The organism is Chitinophaga sancti, from assembly GCF_034087045.1.
GTDB lineage: Bacteria > Bacteroidota > Bacteroidia > Chitinophagales > Chitinophagaceae > Chitinophaga > Chitinophaga sancti_B.
This window is the reverse complement of record NZ_CP139247.1, coordinates 7,506,989-7,527,376: the sequence shown is the minus strand read 5'-3', so window position 1 is coordinate 7,527,376 and position 20,388 is coordinate 7,506,989. Positions and strand designations below refer to the sequence as shown.

The following is a 20,388-nucleotide window of genomic DNA, read 5'->3' as shown; positions in this document are numbered from 1 at the left end:
ACAGTTAGAAAGTAGCATTCAGACTCAGACCATAACTGCGTAATGCAGGCTGCATGAAAATATCTACACCAGACAAACCATTTGCTGTAGACATTGTCAACTCAGGATCAAACGGTGCTTTCTTATAGAAATAAAGCAGGTTACGTCCGGTCAGGGAGAATTTCAGCGCCTTGATAAATACATCTTTCAGCGGAACGGTATAACCCAGTGCCATTTCACGCAGACGAACAGTCGTCGCATTGTACATGTACTCGCCAGACACCGCTTCACGACCACCTACAGTAGAATACCAGGTATGTGCATCAACAGATGTAACAGCATTACCACTTGGATCAACACCGTTTATTTTTACACCGCCAGCATCTCTTGCATCACCAGATGCTTTAGACACACCGTACAGGTCCATCATAGACTGAGTCACAGACATTACCTTGCCACCGAATTTACCATCAATCAGCATAGACAGGGTGAAGTTCTTATAACCGAAGTTGTTATTCCATCCCAGTTGGAATTTGGTGTTGGAATTACCGATATACACCATGTCGCCAGTCTGTTTAATAGGCGTACCAGCTGCATCCACCATAATCCTGCCTTGTGCATCTTTCTTCAGTACTGTACCATAGATGTCACCAAAAGATCCACCTACTTTGAATTTAGATGCATAGTTGGAACCAGAAGCACCTGTCAGGGTGAAGTAGTCTACACCATCCGCCAGTTCGATGATCTTGTTTTGATTGGTAGCGAAGTTCACACCGGTGTTCCATTTAAATTTGGAATCACGGAATACATCGTAACGAACTACTGCTTCCACACCCTGGTTCTGAATGTTGCCAGCATTGATATAATAAGAATCATAGTAAGAAGCCTGGCTTGCAGAGATCTGCAAAGTCTGGTTCTTGGTATTCGTCTTATAATAAGTCGCATCCACGCTCAGCCTGTTGTTGAAGAAGCGCCATTCAGTACCGAATTCCAGTGAATTTGTTTTCTCTGGTTTCAGATCAGTGAAAGGAGCGACGGTATTACCAACGATGGAACCACCCGCACCAAGGGTATTCAGGGCAGGATAGGATTGGTAGGCTAGAGGAGCGTTACCCACCTGGGCATAGGAACCACGCACTTTGGCGAAGCTCACCCATTCAGGCAACCTGGTTACAGAACTAAGGATGACATTAAGACCGACTGAAGGATAGAAATAAGAATAAGTAGAAGTAAAGGCCAGGTTGGATGACCAGTCGTTACGGGCAGTCAGATCCAGGTAGAACCAGTCTTTGAAAGAGATATTTGCACTTCCGAATACAGACTGGAACTGGCTATGATTGTTAGGCAGTGTACCGGAGTTCGCTGCGTTCATGGTTACAAAGTTCTGAAGGGTGAAAATGTTCGGAATATGCAGACCATCTTTACCGGAGTTGAATTTCTCACCGGTAGTCTTCACATCGCGCAGCGCACCACCTACAACACCTGTTACGCGCCAATCTTTTCCGATAGGAACATTGAAGTTCAGCAACAGGTCGCCGTACTGCTGGTTGGTAGTCAGGTTCTGGTATACATATACCCCACTGGAATCAGATACATAAGTAGCATTGTCAGCATATACTTTCTGATCGTATACGTCATTGATCCTGTCAATACTTCCTCTTGCCTGTACGCTCAGGTATTTGTTGATTTCATATTTCAGGCTGGCATTCAGCAGAATGCGGTTTCTGTCCAGCTGGTTAGGATCGCGGTACAGGATCCACCATGGATTTTGCTGTACATCTTCATTGAAAGCCCAGTTCTGCACCATCAGGCCGTTTCTGGCCGGATCGGCTACTTCAAAATTATTTTTGTACTGAGACAGGTTGCTGCCACGAGGGTAGAGGTATAAACCTGTAAGCGGATTGAAATAAAAACCGGAGAGCGGTGTATTGTCAATCTTCTGGGTCACGTAGTTTACATCCGCTTCAGCAGTCAGCTTATCATTCAGGAATTTACCGGTTTCTTTAAAGCTGATGTTGTTACGACCCAGTTTATTGGTTGGCTGAATACCTTTTGCACTGGTATTAGCATAAGAGAAATAAGTCTGTGTCTTATCAGTACCACCTGCAAGGCTGATCGCATTGGTGATATTATTACCTGTCTGGAAAAAATCACCCAGGTTATCATGCGCTTTGGTGGTCAGTTTGTCGCCCCAGCTCTGGGTACTACCATCTGTGGTCTGGCCATAAGTGTTCTGGAACTCAGGTTTGTAGGCAGCCTTGCTCAGGGTAAGACCTGAAGAGAAGTTGATGGTAGTACGACCTGCTTTACCACTCTTGGTCGTGATCAGTACCACTCCGTTTGCACCCTGGCTACCATACAGCGCAGCTGCAGAAGCACCTTTCAGAATAGAGATGCTCTCGATATCTTCAGGGTTCATGTTAGAGATAGGGTCACCACCATCATAAGCGGTGCTACCACCATACGCACTGTTTGGCTGGTTGGTAAGGGTGTTGTTCATAGGCACCCCATCAATTACATAGAGTGCCTGGTTATTACCCAGACCAGATTTGCTACCACGCAGTATTACTTTTGCAGAACCACCCACACCTGAAGCGCTGCTGGAAATAGTCAGACCAGCTACTTTACCATTCAGGGTGTTCATCAGGTTGGGATCTTTTGCCTTGGTCAGTTCCACACCGCTCACCTGTTGGGTGGCATAAGTGATGGATTTCTCAGAGCGTTTGATACCCAGTGCTGTAACGACTACAGTGCCCAGCTGTTTGTTGGTTTCAGCGAGTTTGATCGTCAGGGAGGTGTTATTACCTACAATAATTTCCTGCTTGTCAAAGCCAATGTAGCTGATAACCAGTACGTCTGTAGGTTGTGCCTCCAGGGTAAAATGACCGCTTGCATCCGTCATCGCACCTCTGGTTGTACCTTTTACCTGGATACTTACATTCTGAAGCGGATGGCCAGCAGAGTCAGTAACAGTACCAGAGACAGCAGCTGTAGGAATGGGAGCGGGAGCGACTTCCCGGGGAGCCTTTTTAGGACTGATCACGATGATCTTGTCCACAATAGAATAAGTCAATGCTTTGTCGTTCAGACAGTTGTTCAGTACAGCTGTAAGCGCTTGTCCCTGGGCATTGATATTAATGGCGCCTTTGCCTTCCAGCAATTTGGCGTCGTACACAAATTCATAACCCGTCTGCTTGCTGATGGAATTGAACACCTCATACAGAGAAAGGTGCTTTCCTGAGATGCTAACGGTTTGGGAATAGGTTTTAGCAGATAGCTGGAGTGTAAATACCAGCGTTAAAATGGCAGTTAATTTCATAACTAACAACAATTTTCTGTGCAAAAGTCTTACTCCACCATGTGAAGTAGTTTTGCATGAAGCGCATAGTTCCATACTTTTGTTTCCTGGCTTTTTTAGTAAATCAAATTTTTCTTGAGTCAAAGAGAAATTGGTAGCCATGTTGCCGGGTTCCGATGGCAGTCGGGCCCGGTTTTTTTATGTTCAGACGTGGCAGCGTCATTGACAAGTGTGGGTACCTTTCTTTATTGTTCACATGCAACAATAGTCTCTACGTGGTCATAACGGAATTGTTTTAAAAATTTACAAAATATATATCCCCCCTCTAGCCGGGATTGATTAGTGCAACGTGGCAGGTGAAACGGTCACATTGTGGCCATTCACCTCAAAATGAACCCTTTGGGTAGCTTCAAGGGCCTTGAACAGGTTACTGGCATCTTCCCTGCGGGAGATCACTCCTGTCAGGTCGATGTCGGATACATCACCATTGTACGCCACATCCATATCATACCACCTGGATAGCTGACGCATGATGGTTTTGATATTGGTGCTCCTGAACCTGAACTTGCCGTCTTTCCAGGCAAGGGTTTGTTCCAGGTCTGCGGGAGCAATGGCAAAGGTGTTGTCTGTCAGACTAGCTTCCAGTCCGGGTTTCAGTACATTCTTCTGGTTGCCGTACTGTACCTGTACAGCGCCGTCTACCAGGGCGGTTTTTACAGCTTTTTCATCGGCATAGGCCATGATATTGAAACTGGTGCCCAGTACTTTTACAGTCATCTCCTTATCAGCAGCCTTTACCTGTACAGAAAACGGGTGGCTGGGCTGCTGGGCGATTTCGAAATATGCTTCTCCCGTAATGCTTACCTGCCTTTCCTTTCCAACAAATGCAGTTGGGAAACGGATGCTGCTGGCGGCATTGAGCCATACCTTGCTACCATCGGCCAGCGTGAGCTGGTATTGGCCACCGTGAGGAGTAGTGACGGTGTTGTACATCACTTCATTGCCTCCGTTTGCCTGATAACTCAGGTTACCGTTGGAATTTTTGATCTGGGTGTTACCTTGTTGGGCCAGGGCGCCATTGGCAGCACTGTCAAGTGGAATCTGAGTACCATCAGCGAGGGTCAGCATGGCTTTGTTAGAGCCGGGGGCCAACACCTGAGTTTTTGCAAGGGTAGGGGCCTTTTCAATGTCTTTCTTGTATAAAAGACTCGTGGTCAATATAATACCAGCAGTTACAGCGGCTGCGGCATACAGGTAGAAACGGCGTTTGTTTTTGACAACAGTCAGCCTTTCAGGCTGATCCACCTGAAAAATGGCATGAAGTATAGCTGCATGATCTTCTTCTTCCCACCCTGCAGAAGGAACGATCCCCTGTAATGAGCGAAGAATATCTTCCCGGAGCAAATCATCCTGCTCCCCGTTGTTAATAGCGTCCATAAGGCGCGCTTTCTCATCGGGAGAGATGTTGTTTTGCTTATACTTATCAAGCAAGAGTTTTAATTCCTGTGCTGTCATAATAGTAAAGACGATAGTGGAGAATAAAAGGAGTATCCGAAATAAAAAAAAAGTCAAAAAAAAGCAAAAAGGCCGGCTGAAGGGCCTTTCCGGAAAATAAAAAGCGCTTCCGGCCTTAGGCGGAAGCGCTTTCACTATTTAATACTATATACTTTTCTTAACAAAATTCCTCACCGTCTGCACTGCAATCTGCATCTGTTTCTTTACGGTATGGATTGATATATTGAACTTATTAGATATTTCTTCGTTACTAAAACCTTCTTTTCTTGCTATATACACCTTCTTCCGCTCCGGTGGCAACGCGGCAATCGCCCTTTCCACAATCCCCGCATACTCCCTGTCCTTCACCCTGTAATCCGTATCATTCACCACCTCCAATTGCTGGTGATACAATTGCTCATATGCCTTCTCCCTCACCGCCTGCTTCTTAAATACATCAAATACATGATTCCGGGTCAGGATAAATAAATAGTCAGAAAAGTCTTCCACCTCAGGCAATACCTCCCTCTTCAGCCAGATTTTCAAAAAAACCTCCTGCACAGTTTCCCGTGCCGCCAGATTGTCTTTAAGATAAAGCATGGCCACATCAAACACCTGTTTACTGTACTGATTAAAGACAAGTGTATAAGCAGACTGGCTTCCTTCTCCTATCTGCTGCAATAGTTCCCGTTCTTCCTGTATGAATGAACCTTGCAAAAGTCAATCGTTTGAATGCTGTAATTCCTCGCTAAAATTAGGAACTTACCCCGTATATGCCCAAATATTTATTTTTTAAGTATTAATTAAAACACTCATTGGGCAGTAGCTTTCACGGATGCCTTTCCATATTCAGGAAAAGATAAAACTACTATCTTGTGTTATCTATTAAACAGGAATCAACTCACTATGAGAAAGGCTATCACGTTATTACTCGGGGCTATTGCTCTGACAAACCCGCTTTCTGCTCAAAAGAAAAAGCAAACCTCCGGCAACCCAATCATTCAGGGTTGGTACGCCGATCCGGAAGCTGCCGTATTCGGAAAGGAATACTGGATCTTCCCCACCTATTCCGACAAATACGAAAAGCAGGTCTTCTTCGACGCTTATTCCTCCACTGACCTCGTCACCTGGAAGAAACACCCGAAAGTCCTCGACTCTTCGAATGTAAAATGGGCCAATCGTGCCATGTGGGCGCCCGCCATCATCCGGAAAGACGGAAAATACTTTTTCTTTTTTGGTGCTAACGACATCCAGAACGACAAAGAGAAAGGTGGTATCGGCATAGCCGTTGCCGATAAACCAGGCGGTCCTTACAAAGACTATCTTGGCAAACCGCTCATTGATAAGTTCTACAATGGTGCACAACCCATCGATCAGTTCGTATTTCACGACAAAGATGGTCAGTATTACATCATCTACGGCGGCTGGCAACACTGCAATATTGCCCGCTTAAAATCCGATTTCACAGGTATCGAACCTTTTGCTGATGATCAGACCTTCAAAGAGATCACACCAAAAGGATATGTAGAAGGTCCATTCATGTTCATCCGCAATGGTAAGTACTATTTTATGTGGTCAGAAGGTGGCTGGACCGGACCCGATTATAGTGTGGCATATGCTATCGCCGATAGTCCAATGGGTCCATGGCAGCGCATTGGCAAGATCTTACAACAGGATACAGCCATCGCCACCGGTGCTGGTCATCACTCTGTAATCAACGTACCCGGTACAGATAGATGGTACATCGTATACCACCGTCGCCCCCTTGCAGAAACTGCTGCCAATAACCGCGTAACCTGCATCGACGAAATGCATTTTGACGCAGATGGGAAAATTCTCCCTGTAAAGATGACGAAAGAAGGTGTAAGGCCCGATAAGTTAAAATGAAATAATCTGAAAGGATTTGCAATACCCGGTAAACTTTGCCTCTGTTTTAATTGTTATAAATTAAGGTAAACGTTTACAAAGAGTTACGCTTATAAAAAGGGGGTACTTTTTGTATCCCCTTTTCGTTACTTACCGTTCCATTTTTTGGAATAATACAGGGGTTTTCAAGTGTATGAAATACCTTTATACCCCTTTTTTGCTAAAACGGTTTACATAAAACCAATACTTGTTAAAATAGTATTTGTTTTACCGCGCAAATGGTAATAATTATGTACAACTTCTTGGGGATTGTATGAAATGTTAAAATTTCTGTACTTTGGATCCAGAAATCAGCCGTAAGTAAATGAAATCTACAACGAGAAAATGAAAAGCTACCGTTTAAAACGGATATGAGAATTAGAACAGTGAGAAAACGGTAATCATATAATAATCGTAAATAAAATAATCAGTGTTGTCATTTTAAGACTTGTCATTTTAGAATGTATGACAATACAGTAACAGTGAAACTTAAAATTTCGGGAAAAACGTAACAACAACCAAAAATAGCCCTCTTTAATTATTGACTAAATAAGACTATTGAACGAGGGCAAATTACAAGGAGTATTTAAGGGGTGAACATGTTGTTGCTGAACAGATCTAACGTCGTAACAATGATGAACAAGCATTTTTAATCAAAAATTTCTTCTGTGGTTTTAAACTACCAGCTCTGCTGTGCACATACGTGTAGCAAAATGTACTGTAATACACATTAAGGGGTAGTTACAACCTTACATACCGTCATCTTTACTTCCCATCCACATGTGGTTGATGTATTTCTCTTGCCTTGAAAGAAGGCGAGCCTACCACGTATTTTCTAAAACGAAAATTTTATACAGAAACAGAACCAAATGAAATGTAGAATCAAAGCGGATTTATCCCGCCGTCAATTTGAGAAAGGAGTGCACATCACTCATTTATTACCTAACCAAAAACTAAATCGATAATGAGACAACTTCGTTTGCTGGTCATCGCAATGCTGCTTTCAACGGTAGCATTTGCACAAACAAGGCAGTTGAAAGGGACTGTAAAAGATTCCAAGTCCGGCGCGCCGCTTGGATCTGTTAGCGTCAAGGTTCAGGGTAAAAATGTTTTTGCTGTAACTGGAGCTGATGGCGCCTTTGTACTGAAAAATGCTCCTGATGGGGAAATGCTCCTCGAAATATCCCTCATCGGTTATACTTCTAAAGGTGTGAAAGTAGCTGCAGGTCAAACTTCAGTAGATTTCACGCTTGAAGAATCTTCATCACAACTTGGTGAAGTAACGGTAACAGCTTTGGGTATCTCCAAAGAATCAAAGAAAATAGGTTATGCTGTAACTAAAGTAGACGGTAACGTTATGACCCAGGCCAGGGAAACAAACGTTGCTTATTCATTAGGTGGCCGCGTAGCAGGTCTGAGCGTAAGTGGTACAAGTGGTGGTCCTGGTTCTTCTGCCCGCGTATTGTTGCGCGGTATGGCCAGCTTTGGTGCCGCCAGCCCACTGTATGTAATCAATGGTGTACCAATGGACAACTCCCAGAGAGGTAGCGCCGGTGAGTGGGGTGGTTCTGATAATGGTGATGGTATCCAGAATATCAACCCTGATGATATCGAAACAATGACTGTACTGAAAGGCGCTTCTGCTGCTGCACTGTACGGTTCCCGCGCTTCTAACGGTGTAATCCTGATCACTACCAAAACTGGTAAGAAAGGGAACATGCAGGTGGAATACAATGGTAACTTCACTGTTGATAAAGCGATCGACTTCACTGACTTCCAGTATACTTATGGTCAGGGTCAGTTAGGTGCAAGACCTACTACTGCAAACGCTGCACTGAACAGCACCCGCCTCAGCTGGGGTGAAAAACTGGATGGTGCTTCTACTATCCAGTATGATGGTAATTCTTACGCTTATTCTGCAGTTAAAAATAACCTGACTAACTTCTACAGAACTGGTCCTACCTGGACAAACACTGTATCTGTTTCCGGTGGTGGCGACAGAGGTACCTTCCGCCTGTCTGCATCTGCGCTGGATAATAAATCAATCGTTGAAAACAGCGGTCTGAAACGTAAAACTTTCAACCTGAACATCGATCAGAAAGTAACTGATAAATTCAAAGTATCTGCCATGGTAGATTACATTGATGACTATCAGAGAAACAAACCTTACCTGAGTGATGGTCCGCTGAACCCTAACAACGGTCTGTTCCTCGCTACTAACATCGACGAGAAAATCCTCGCTCCTGGTTACGACGTTAACAACAACGGTAAAGAAGTAACCTTCACGGATGATATTTATGTAACCAACCCATATTTCGTAACCAGCCAGATGCAAAACAATATTGGTAGAAAACGTTTGATTTCTGCCGTTACTGCGCGCTATGATCTGACTGAATACCTGTATGGCCAGGCCCGTGTGGGTTATGACCTGATCAACGACAGACGTTTCAATATCACACCATGGGGTACTGCTTATTCCTTCACTTCTCAGGATGGTACTATCGTGAGTGGTAATATGACACTGAGCAATGAACAGATCAGCGAAATGAACGCAGATGGTCTCCTCGGTTTCAAGAAAGATATCGCTAAAGATTTCAACGTCGACATCGCTGTAGGTGCGAACGTAAGAAAGAGAAACGATGAGCTGATACAGATTACCGGTAGCAACTTCATCCTGCCTTATGTATATAGCTACAACAACGTTAAGACTTATAACAGGCAGAATACTGTGTATCGCAAGCAGGCTAACTCCGCTTACTATACTGCAGACTTCTCTTATAAAGGTTTCCTGACTGTCGGTACTACCGGCCGTTATGATACTTACTCTACACTGCCTGCAAGCAACAGAGGTATCTTTGTACCATCTGTCAACGCCAGCTTCATCTTCTCTGAACTTTGGGATATTCCATCTCTGACTTATGGTAAGTTCCGTGCTTCTTATGCAAAAGCCAGCGGTGAGCCTGATGACTATTATATCACCCAGTCTTATTACACCATTGATGGTGCACTCAACAGCAAGAGCGTAGGTAGCTTCCCATCTTCTCTTCCAAACCTGAATCTGAAACCATTCACATTGAATGAAGCAGAAGTGGGGCTGGAACTGAAATTCCTGAATAATCGTTTAGGTGTTGACCTGGCTTACTTCCAGCGTAAAACACAAAATGAAATCATTAAAGGTACCATCTCTCCTGCAACCGGTTATACCAACGCTTACTTCGGTACTGGTTCTACCCAGAACAAAGGCCTGGAAATGCAGATTTCAGGTACACCGGTATCTAATGGTACATTCACCTGGAACGTTAGTGTGAATGCAACCAACATCAACAACAAGATCCTGGATATCTACGGTAGCAACAGCTCCAGCACTACCCTGACCTTAGGTACATATCGTCCGCTCAATGCGAACACTGCACTGGTAAAAGGTATGTCAGGTCCACAGGTAATGGCGTACGACTGGAAACGTAACGCTAAAGGGGAAGTCCTGCTGACTGACGATGGTCTGCCTCAGCGTGGCAATCTGAACCCAATGGGTAGCGTACTGCCTAAATGGTTCGGTGGTATCAACAACGATTTCTCTTATAAATCCTTCACTCTCTCCTTCCTGGTAGATGGTAAATTTGGAAACAAAATGCTGTCTGCTACTAACTACTACTCAATATACCGCGGTCTGAACAAAATGACCCTCGAAGGTAGAGATGGCGTTGTGGCAAAAGGTGTTAAATCTGACGGTACTACAAACACTACTTCTGTAGCAGCACAGACTTACTACCAGACACTGGCTAACCAGGTTTCTTCCATCGATGTACTGGATGCAAGCTTCATCAAACTGCGCCAGGTCACTTTTGGCTATGTATTCGATAGCAAAATACTGGGTAAATCACCATTCTCTTCAATCGGTGTGTCTCTGGTGGCCCGTAACCTCCTGACATTAATGAAACATACTGATAACGTGGATCCTGAAGCTGGTTTCTCTTCCCTGATTAACTACGCTGGTATTGAAGGTACAAGTTTACCAAGTACCCGTTCTTATGGTGTGAACGTAAACTTCAAATTTAAAAAATGATGATTATGAAAAAAGGATTGCTCTGCTTAGGTCTGGCTTCAACACTGTTCGCTACGAGTTGTACCAGAAACTTTGACGATATAAATAGTAACCCTACCGCGGTATCCGGTTCTCAATATGATCCTAACTACCTGCTGTCAAGGGCACAATATTCTTATGCAAACACTGGTTATAGCCAGTTGTTATTCCAAAGTATGTGGGTACAGTTGTTGTCTTCTACCTTCAACTACTACAGCAATGGTGATAAATATGTAGCTTCTTCCGGTCAGATCGGTTACCAGGACAGGATCTGGAACGAAGACTACCAGGCTGCCAGCTATGCCTACGAAATGGATACATTGGCGCAGCAGAAAAGTCTGCCAAACCTTTCGAATATCGGTAAAATCATGAATGTGCTGATTATGCAACACATTACTGATTGCTATGGTGATATACCTTACTCCGAAGCACTAAAAGGTAAAGCTGGTACCTTTACCCCGGCTTACGATTCACAGGAATCTATCTATACTTCCATGCTGACAGAATTGCAAACTGCCATCTCTGCATTGGATGAAAGCGGTACCAAACCAACAGCAGACCTGTTCTATAGTGGTGATATCGCTAAATGGAAAAAATTCGGTTACTCGCTGATGCTGCGTACAGCTATGCGCCTGGTAAAAGTAAATCCAACCCTTGCACAAACATGGGCTGAGAAAGCTGTTGCGGGTGGCGTGTTCACAAGTATAGCCGACGATGCTGTGGTGATTTGTGACAATTCTGGTGGTTTCAGCAATGGTACTACCAACGCGCTGATGGTTCAGGATGACTACAGGGAAGTAAAATGGTCTAAAACCCTCATCGATTACATGAGGAAAATGAATGACCCCCGCCTGGAATACATCGCTGAAATTGCACCAAACGGTCTGGCTGCAAATAACAATACCGCGCTGGCTGGTTCTACTGATTCCAGCATTCAGTTAGGTATGCCAAACGGATATGACCTGAATGGTGGTACTACCGATATCACTAACAGAAGTGATTATCCTGGTGCTACTGCTGCTGCAACTTCCGATGACTCTCCTGCTCCTCTGGGTAAATATTCCCGTCCTACCAATGCACTGTACAGAAACTACAGCGGTCCTGAATTCGTATTAACTTATGCTGAAACAGAACTGCTGCTGGCCGAAGCTGCTGCACGTGGATGGAGTGTAGGTGGAACTGCTGTTTCTCACTACGCAGCTGGTGTAACTGCTTCTATGCAATCGCTGGCTACCTTCTCTTCAGATGCTACTATCTCTACCACAGTTGCAACGCTCTTCATAGCTGCTAATCCGCTGGATGTTACTTCAACTACCGCTTCTATCAAGCAGATCAATGAACAGCTCTGGGTAACAGAAGGTACGCTGATGAACTTCATCGAAGCATGGAATAACTGGAGAAGAAGTGGTTACCCTGTACTGACGCCTGTAGTCTATACCGGCAACTTCACAGGTGGTACTATTCCAAGAAGAATTCCTTATCAGTCTACTGAAAATTCTACAAACCCTTCAGGTTATGCTTCAGGTGTGAGCAGTCTCTCTAATGGAGATACTTACACTTCACGTATCTGGTGGGATGTAGCTCAATAATGACTTTTGTTCATGACTAGCTAAATTAAGAAAAGTTAATGCGGTAAACTGCCGCATTAACTTTTCATCTTTAAGAATGTGAACACTGAAAAACTATTTATCCATGCGTTATTCCACCTCCTTGCTGGCCCTCATGATAGCCTCCTGCATTCCTTGCGCTATCCAGGCACAACAGCAACTTTTCCAACAGCTACCTTCCAAAACAACCGGCATTAAGTTCTCCAATCCTTTGAACGAAACAGAAGGATTGAACGTACTGCAATACGAATACTTCTATAACGGTGCCGGCATAGCCGTTGGAGATCTGAACAACGATGGATTACAGGACCTGTACTTCACTGCAAATATGCAGCCCGGTGCCCTCTACCAGAACATGGGCAACATGCAGTTCAAAGACATTACCAAAGATGCAGGCAAAGGCATCGGCGGGAAATCAGATAGCTGGAAAACAGGCGTAACCATGGCTGACGTAAACGGTGATGGCCTCCTCGATATCTACATCTGCTACTCCGGTAAACGGGATGATGCTACCCGCCGCAATCAGCTCTTTATCAACCAGGGCAATATGAAATTTGTGGAAAAAGCAAAGGAATATGGTCTCGACGATCCGGGATATAGCACAAATGCTGTCTTCTTCGATTTCGACAACGACGGCGACCTCGATATGTTCCTCCTCAACCACAGCACGAACAAGATTGACAACATGGAGTTTGCCAAATACAAAGCCCTGACCGACTCTCTGGCAGGCAACAAACTCTATCGTAATGACAACAACCACTTTACTGATATCACCCTCAAATCCGGTATTATTCAGAACCCGCTTACCTTTGGGCTGGGGGTTGCCGTAGCAGACATCAACAAGGATGGCTGGGAAGATATTTATGTGACCAACGACTACAACGAACCTGATTATCTATACATCAACAATCACGACGGTACTTTCAGTGAACGTACTAAAGAAACTTTTAAGCACCTTTCTCACTTCTCTATGGGTGTAGACATTGCTGACTACAACAACGATGGACTACCGGATGTGCTCACGCTCGATATGCTCCCTGAAGATAACAAGCGTCAGAAACTGCTGCAGATGGAAGAGAGCTATGAAATGCATGACCTCATGAAGTCACAGGACCTCTATGAACAGTATATGCGCAATATGCTGCAACTGAACAATGGCGATGGCACCTTTAGTGAAATCGGCCAGCTGGCCGGTGTATCAAATACAGACTGGAGCTGGTGCCCGCTCTTTGCTGACTTTGACAACGATGGCTATAAAGATCTCTTTGTAACAAATGGCTACCTGCGCGATTATACCAACAAAGACTTCCTGCGCTATTGGGGTGATTATAAAATAAAAAAGGCAATGGAGCGTGAACCCATCAAGTTTATGGATCTCGTTACCGCTATGCCTGTCACACCTTTAAAGAATTATATCTTCCGCAATAATCATGACCTCACCTTTGCCAATAAGCAACAGGAGTGGGGTATAGATCAACCTGGCGTATCCAGTGGAGCAGTGTATGCAGATCTGGATAATGACGGCGACCTCGATCTGGTCATCAACCGCATCAATGATCCGGCAGGTGTTTACCAGAACATGACGAGAGAGCAAAGCAAGACAGCGTATCTATCCTTTAAATTGAAAGGAGAAGGAAAGAATACACAGGCCATCGGCGCCAAAGTATATGTTTATACAAATGGCATGCAGCAATATCAGGAAGTTAATCCCGGCAAAGGCTATCTGGGTGCAGTATCTACCCAGTTGTTATTTGGTTTGGGTAATGCAGCCAAAGCTGATTCCGTATTGATCATATGGGCCGGTAATAAGGAACAACGCATGACGGATGTAGCCGCCAATCAGTTATTGAAAATAGACTACGCGCCAAATGCACCTTTACCACCTGCTACCCTTACAAAACCCGTCTTTACAAAAGCAGATGGCCTTATTGATTACAAACATGAAGAAATGCCGGCAAATGATTTCAAACGTCAGTTCCTCATGTTATTCATGTATTCCAAAACAGGTCCTGTCATTGCAAAAGCAGATGTGAATAAAGATGGAAAAGAAGACCTGTATATAAGTGGCAATAGGGAATTGCCCGGTCGTATCTATACACAATCAGGTAGTGGCAGCTTTGAAATGAATAAGAGCATGAAGCTGGAAGACCCCACCGAAAACTGCGTGGCCGATGCCATCTTCTTTGATGCCAACGGAGATGGTTATCCTGATCTGTACCTGGCAATGGGCGGTTACTTTAATTGCGATCCCAATACACCCATGTTGCAGGATGAATTGTTTATCAACAATGGAAAGGGGATACTCGTAAAAGCCAGTGAGAACATGCCTGATGTGAGTGCCAACAGTAAATCCTGTGTACGTCCATGTGATTATGATAATGATGGAGACATAGACCTCTTTGTAGGTGGTCGTGTTATTCCCGGTCAGTACCCTGTATCACCAGTATCTTACCTGCTGATAAATAATGGTAAAGGAAAATTCACTGTAGCAGATGTACCTTTTGCGAAAACTGGTATGATCACAGATGCACAGTGGATAGACCTCGATAAAGATGGTCGGAAGGATCTGGTAGTATGTGGAGAGATGATGCCACTATCAGTATATATCAACAAGGCAGATGGCTTTAAAGATAAGACAGCGGATTACTTTGATCAGCCACAAAATGGTTTTTGGTTTAGTCTGGCAGTGAAAGATATAGATGGTGATGGCAATGATGATCTCATAGCTGGTAACCTGGGTCTGAATACACAAATCAAAGCTTCAGCCAAAGAACCTGTTGAATTGTATTATGCTGACTTTGATAAAAATGGCAACATCGATCCATTCCTCAACTTTTATATACAGGGGGTAAGTTATCCATACGTGAGCAGGGATGAGCTGAATGACCAGATTTATCCAATGCGAAAGAAATTCACATCTTATAAAAATTATTCAGATGCAACCATGAAAGATATTTTGTCGCCTGATGATCTGGCAAAGGCCGACAAACTCACGGTGACTGAAACCCGCAGTTTATGTCTGCTGAATAAGAACGGCAAATTTGTTGTATCACCATTACCTGTAGAAGCTCAATTCACCGTAGTCACCAAAATCCTGACCGGTGATTTCAATGAAGATGGTAGACCAGATTTATTGTTGCTTGGTAACCATTGTGACAACCGTCTCAAGCTGGGTAGTTTTGACGCTGGTTATGGTTGCCTGCTCAAAGGCGATGGCAAAGGAGGGTTTACCTATGTAGATCAGTCAGCAGCAGGTATCTGTATCAAAGGCGATGTAAAGTCGGCCGGCGAAATCGCCATCAATGGTAAAAACTTTGTGGTAGTTGGTGTAAACAATGAAGGTGTCTCACTTTATAAAGAACAATGAAGGTGTCTCACTCTATCAGGAACAATGAAGGAATCTCACTATATAAAGAACAATAAGTATGAAGAAACTCATCTTTGGATTGTTACTCGTTAGCAGGTTGGGTTATGCACAACAGCAGTATGACAAGGCTCCCTTTACTGATTATATACAGCCGGCAGTGTTTTCTCTTTCTATGGTGATGATGCACGATGTAGTGAATCCGCCTGCGGCGACTCGTTTTTACAGTTATGCAACACTGGCGGCTTACCAGATTGTGGCAAAGCATGATCCATCCATGCCGGGTGCTGCTACTTTTATAAGATCTTATCCGGCAGTGACCGTACCCGATAGTGGCAGAACCTACGATTATAAGGTAGCGGCTGTGTATGCGATCTTAGAAGCAGGCAAGCAGTTGTTACCTTCCGGGTATATGCTGGCAGATGATGAGGAGAAGCTGATAGACCTGTTTAAGAAAGACCAGGTACCTGATAGTATTATAAAGAATTCTGTAATGGTCGCAGAGGAGGTGGTAAAGCAGATAATGGTATGGTCTAAAGCAGATGGATACGGCAAGCTTAGCACCTTACGCAGGTATACACCACTGAAAGGGGAGGAGTATTGGTATCCTACACCGCCTGCATACATGGATGCAGTAGAACCTAATTGGCGTACCATTCGGCCGATGATGATCGATAGCTGTACACAATTCAAATCTAAACCGATGGTAGCCTTTAGTAAAGACACCACCAGCGAGTTTTACAGGCTGAATATGGAGGTGTATAACTATGGAGTGCATCCAACTAAGGAAGAGATGACGATCGCAGGATTCTGGGATTGTAATCCATTTGCAGTAAGTACTTATGGACACATGGCCATTGGTTTTAAGAAAATCACTCCTGGTGGCCACTGGATGAATATTACAGGTATTGCCTGCCGCAAAGCAAAACTGGATTTTGATCATACCATACAGGTACACATGCTGGCAGCCAATGTGATGATGGATGCATTTATCAGTTGCTGGGATGCGAAATACAGCACCAACCGTATCCGTCCGGAAGCGTTTATTAATAAGTATATAGATGTAAAATGGAAGCCGAATTTACAAACCCCGCCCTTTCCTGAATATACCAGCGGACATAGTGTGGTATCGTCTGCCGTCGCTACCATGCTGACTTATCTGTTTGGAGATAACTTTGAATACACAGATAATTCAGAAGAGTTCTGGGAATTGACACCTCGGCATTTTACTTCTTTCTGGAATGCAGCAAAGGAAGCAGCGGTGTCACGCATTTATGGTGGAATCCATTACCGCGATTCTGTGGATAATGGAGTGGATCAGGGAACACGGGTAGGTACATTTGTAGTGGAGAAAATAAAGAAAGCAGGGATCAACCCGGTAACAAAGAATTAATATTTTTTGAGGGCGGGACTTCGGCCCGCCCTCAAAAAAAATATATATTTGCCTTCATGATGACAGCCATCGCCCTTGATGACGAGCCACCTGCATTAGCCGTAATTGACACTTACTGTCAAAAGATCGACTACATCCGCCTGGAGAAAACCTTCACAGGCTCCACCGAAGCTATGTCCTTCCTCCGCCAATACCCCATCGACCTACTCTTCCTCGACATCAACATGCCCTCCATCTCGGGACTCGACTTTTACAAATCTATCCCCCAACCCTCCCTTGTTATCTTCACCACTTCCTACCGCGACTACGCCGTAGAAAGCTACGAAGTCAACGCAGTTGACTACATTCTTAAACCCTTCACCTTCACCCGCTTCCAGCAAGCCGTCGAAAAAGCAGTTCACCGCAGTAAGGATGCCGTTCAGTCCCCTCAACTTGTACTCAGATTAGACTACGGATTAGTCAAAGTCTTCATCTCAGACATCCAATATATCGAAGGCTGGGACAACTACCTTAAGATCTACCTCAGATCCCAAAAACCACTCCTGGTGCGCATGACCATGAAAGCCATCATGGAAAAGCTTCCCCGGAAAAACTTCATTCGCGTACACCGCTCTTACATCGTGGCCCTCTCCGCCATTGAAAATGTACGTAACAAACAAATCCTCATCGCAGGATCCGATATCCCTTTGAGTAACAGCTACGAATCGGCGTTTTTTGAGGTTTTCAAATCCTGACTTTCACCACAACAAATCCACCATTGACCCCAATTTCTCCCCCAATGGCTAAACCTTGTCTTTAATTACAGGTCTTATGTACAAACCAGTGTGAAATACCTTTTCCCTTTCACCAAAAATTTGAACATGAAAATGCGCACAATCCATTTCAGTTTACTAGCCATCATACCGGCTATGCTGTTACTCTCCTGTAGTAAGAAGGATGCGACAACCACTTCTACAACTACCGACAGTACCACGACAACTGATACTACCACCTCTACTGCGACATCAGATTGTAGTTCCGCCGCCAACACCACTGCCAAGGTAGTTTGTCTGGCCGAAGCCTTTGAAGCTACGCTAACAAGCACACAGCTTGCCTCACTCATCACCAGTTATTCCAGCACGTATGCCATTAAGTGGTCCAACCTTCCATGTGGTAGTACTTGCCGTAATGGCTTGCAGTATTCTTCCCTGACCAGTACCCAGCTGGCCGCTGCCAAAGCAATCGTAGTGGCTGCGTCCGGCACTGCCGCCAACGAAGGATATGATGAAATCACCCAGATCATAGCTGCAGACGATGTATTGAATACCGCCAGCAGCAGCAGTAGCTATGGCTCCGGTATCTACTTCATTGCATTTGTAGGTACGCCTTCCACTACAGGTACCTGGCAATTGCAATTCGGTGGTCACCACCTGGCTGTAAACATTACATTCAGTGGTGGTGCTGTAACCGGTGCTACGCCAAGATTTGAAGGTATCGAACCAAAGAGCTGGACATCCAGTGGTACTACATATGCTCCATTGGCACAGGAACAGGCTGCTATGTTGGCAATGCTGGCTTCGCTTAGCACATCAGAACTGGCAAGCGCCCAACTGACCACCAAGTTCAGCGATGTACTCTTAGGCCCTAACGAAGACGGACAGTTCCCAGCCACCAAAGTGGGCATCGCCGTTAGTTCACTCACAAGCGCACAACAGGCATTGGTATTAGCTGCTATGAAACCATGGGTCAATGATGCAGACAGTACCACCGCTGCATCACTGCTTACTACCTATAGTAATGAGTTGAGCAGCACTTACATTGCTTATTCTGGTAATGCCACACTGGATACGAATGCTGACTATGTACGTATCGATGGGCCAAGTGTATGGATAGAATTCGTTTGTCAGACAGGGGTGGTATATCCTTCCCAGATACACTACCATAGTGTATACAGGGATCATAACCGGGATTACGGCAATAACTTTACTTTCTAATCTTATTGTATGCGATATTACTTTCTGCTGGTGTTTTGCTGTGTATGCACGCTGGGTGCAAAGGCACATCCCATGCCTAACTCAGTGATACTACTGGATATTAAATCCAAAGGTGTTGCTGCAGAAGTGCAATTGCCCCTAAGCGAACTTGAACTGGCCTTAGGTCACAAAGTAGAATTAGGCCCGGCGCTGCATGCATACCTTTTGGCACATGTAAGGCCACAAAGCCTGGAAGGCCAACCCTGGACAGTGCAGGTAAAAGATCTGCATATACAACCTGCGGAGCAAACGGCAACAGGTCCTTATAATGAAGTCACGGCTACGTTATGGATGGAACCTGTAAATGGTACGTCTGTGCGTAATTTCAGTCTGCATTACGATGCGATCATTGCAGAAGTCAGTTCTCACAAAGCTCTCGTCTCAGTTCGCCAGGATTGGGAGAGAGGTAAATATGGAGAACACACTTTTGAGGTCGGCGTAATCAAACTGGATGTAAAGAGTGGCACCATAGAACCTTTGATTGTGAGCCAGGAACAAGGTAGTCTGTGGAAAGGATTCCAGAGCATGGTGTCATTGGGCATGCAGCATATCGCAGAAGGTACGGACCACCTGTTGTTTCTCTTAGTATTGTTATTACCTGCACCACTGTTGGTCAGACAACAACGCTGGGATGGTTATGGTGGTACAAAGTACGCCCTCATGCACTTACTACAGATCGTCACAGCCTTTACGATTGGTCATTCCATTACATTGCTGGCTGGTGCATTGGGATGGTTACGGTTACCATCACAACCGGTAGAAGTACTGATTGCAGTGTCAATCCTGGTATCGGCAGTACATGCATTGCGTCCCATCTTCCCCGGTAGAGAAGCTTTGGTGGCTGCAGGTTTCGGCTTGATACACGGATTGGCATTTGCCAGTACGCTGGCCAATTTACAACTGGATGCCACGAGAATGGGATTGAGCATATTAGGGTTTAATGTGGGCATAGAACTGATGCAGCTGATAGTAATACTCTTTGTGATGCCCTGGTTAATATGGCTTAGCCGGATACCCGCGTATAAATATGTACGTGTAGCTGGCGCTGTAATAGCTGGAATAGCAGCAACTGTCTGGATCACAGAACGCATATAAAATAATATAATTATTGGCGGGCGCCCGCCAATCTCTCCTTCACAAACGAAGAGCGTGTATCAAAATAGGATACACGCTCTTTTAATTCGGATAGCTGACGAAGCCAGGTTTCTAAGTAATTTCATTTATTTTGATATATCCTCATGGTTTGTGTTATTCT

The 20,388-nt window shown here is 44.6% G+C and carries 11 protein-coding genes; 8 read left to right on the top strand and 3 right to left on the bottom strand.

All coding sequences use genetic code 11. From position 1 onward, the window contains the following. Positions 1-4 precede the first annotated feature (4 nt). The 3 genes from SIO70_RS30080 to SIO70_RS30070 form a co-directional block, all read right to left on the bottom strand. Positions 5-3,298, bottom strand: a complete 3,294-nt coding sequence (locus SIO70_RS30080; protein ID WP_320577155.1) for a SusC/RagA family TonB-linked outer membrane protein — start codon at positions 3,296-3,298, stop codon at positions 5-7. Positions 3,299-3,616: 318 nt separating this feature from the next. Continuing rightward, a complete protein-coding gene (locus SIO70_RS30075; protein WP_320577153.1) occupies positions 3,617-4,792 on the bottom strand; it encodes a FecR family protein in 1,176 nt (391 codons plus the stop codon). Between the two features lie 144 nt (positions 4,793-4,936). Continuing rightward, entirely contained in the window at positions 4,937-5,488 is a 552-nt protein-coding gene (locus SIO70_RS30070; RefSeq protein ID WP_320577152.1) for an RNA polymerase sigma factor, read from the bottom strand. A gap of 189 nt (positions 5,489-5,677) precedes the next feature. On the opposite strand from SIO70_RS30070, the gene SIO70_RS30065 reads away from it, so the two are divergent. From SIO70_RS30065 to SIO70_RS30030, 8 genes are all read left to right on the top strand, one after another. Further along, complete coding sequence (locus tag SIO70_RS30065) at positions 5,678-6,658, top strand: glycoside hydrolase family 43 protein (RefSeq protein WP_320577150.1); 981 nt, start codon at positions 5,678-5,680, stop codon at positions 6,656-6,658. Positions 6,659-7,640: 982 nt separating this feature from the next. Then, the gene (locus SIO70_RS30060; protein WP_320577148.1) at positions 7,641-10,739 is read left to right on the top strand and encodes a SusC/RagA family TonB-linked outer membrane protein; all 3,099 of its coding nucleotides are present in this window, start codon (positions 7,641-7,643) and stop codon (positions 10,737-10,739) included. Positions 10,740-10,744: 5 nt separating this feature from the next. Next, entirely contained in the window at positions 10,745-12,346 is a 1,602-nt protein-coding gene (locus SIO70_RS30055) for a SusD/RagB family nutrient-binding outer membrane lipoprotein (protein ID WP_320577146.1), read from the top strand. A gap of 103 nt (positions 12,347-12,449) precedes the next feature. Continuing rightward, positions 12,450-15,731 carry a VCBS repeat-containing protein gene (locus SIO70_RS30050; RefSeq protein WP_320577144.1) on the top strand — a complete coding sequence of 1,094 codons (3,282 nt, stop codon included), beginning with the start codon at positions 12,450-12,452 and terminating at the stop codon, positions 15,729-15,731. A 58-nt stretch (positions 15,732-15,789) separates the two neighbouring features. Beyond that, the gene (locus SIO70_RS30045) at positions 15,790-17,121 is read left to right on the top strand and encodes a vanadium-dependent haloperoxidase (RefSeq protein WP_320577142.1); all 1,332 of its coding nucleotides are present in this window, start codon (positions 15,790-15,792) and stop codon (positions 17,119-17,121) included. A gap of 56 nt (positions 17,122-17,177) precedes the next feature. Beyond that, positions 17,178-17,855: a LytTR family DNA-binding domain-containing protein gene (locus tag SIO70_RS30040; protein ID WP_320577141.1), complete on the top strand. Its 678-nt coding sequence runs from the start codon at positions 17,178-17,180 to the stop codon at positions 17,853-17,855. A 126-nt stretch (positions 17,856-17,981) separates the two neighbouring features. Continuing rightward, complete coding sequence (locus SIO70_RS30035) at positions 17,982-19,094, top strand: DUF3500 domain-containing protein (protein WP_320577140.1); 1,113 nt, start codon at positions 17,982-17,984, stop codon at positions 19,092-19,094. A 9-nt stretch (positions 19,095-19,103) separates the two neighbouring features. Further along, complete coding sequence (locus SIO70_RS30030) at positions 19,104-20,228, top strand: HupE/UreJ family protein (RefSeq protein WP_320577138.1); 1,125 nt, start codon at positions 19,104-19,106, stop codon at positions 20,226-20,228. Positions 20,229-20,388 lie beyond the last annotated feature (160 nt).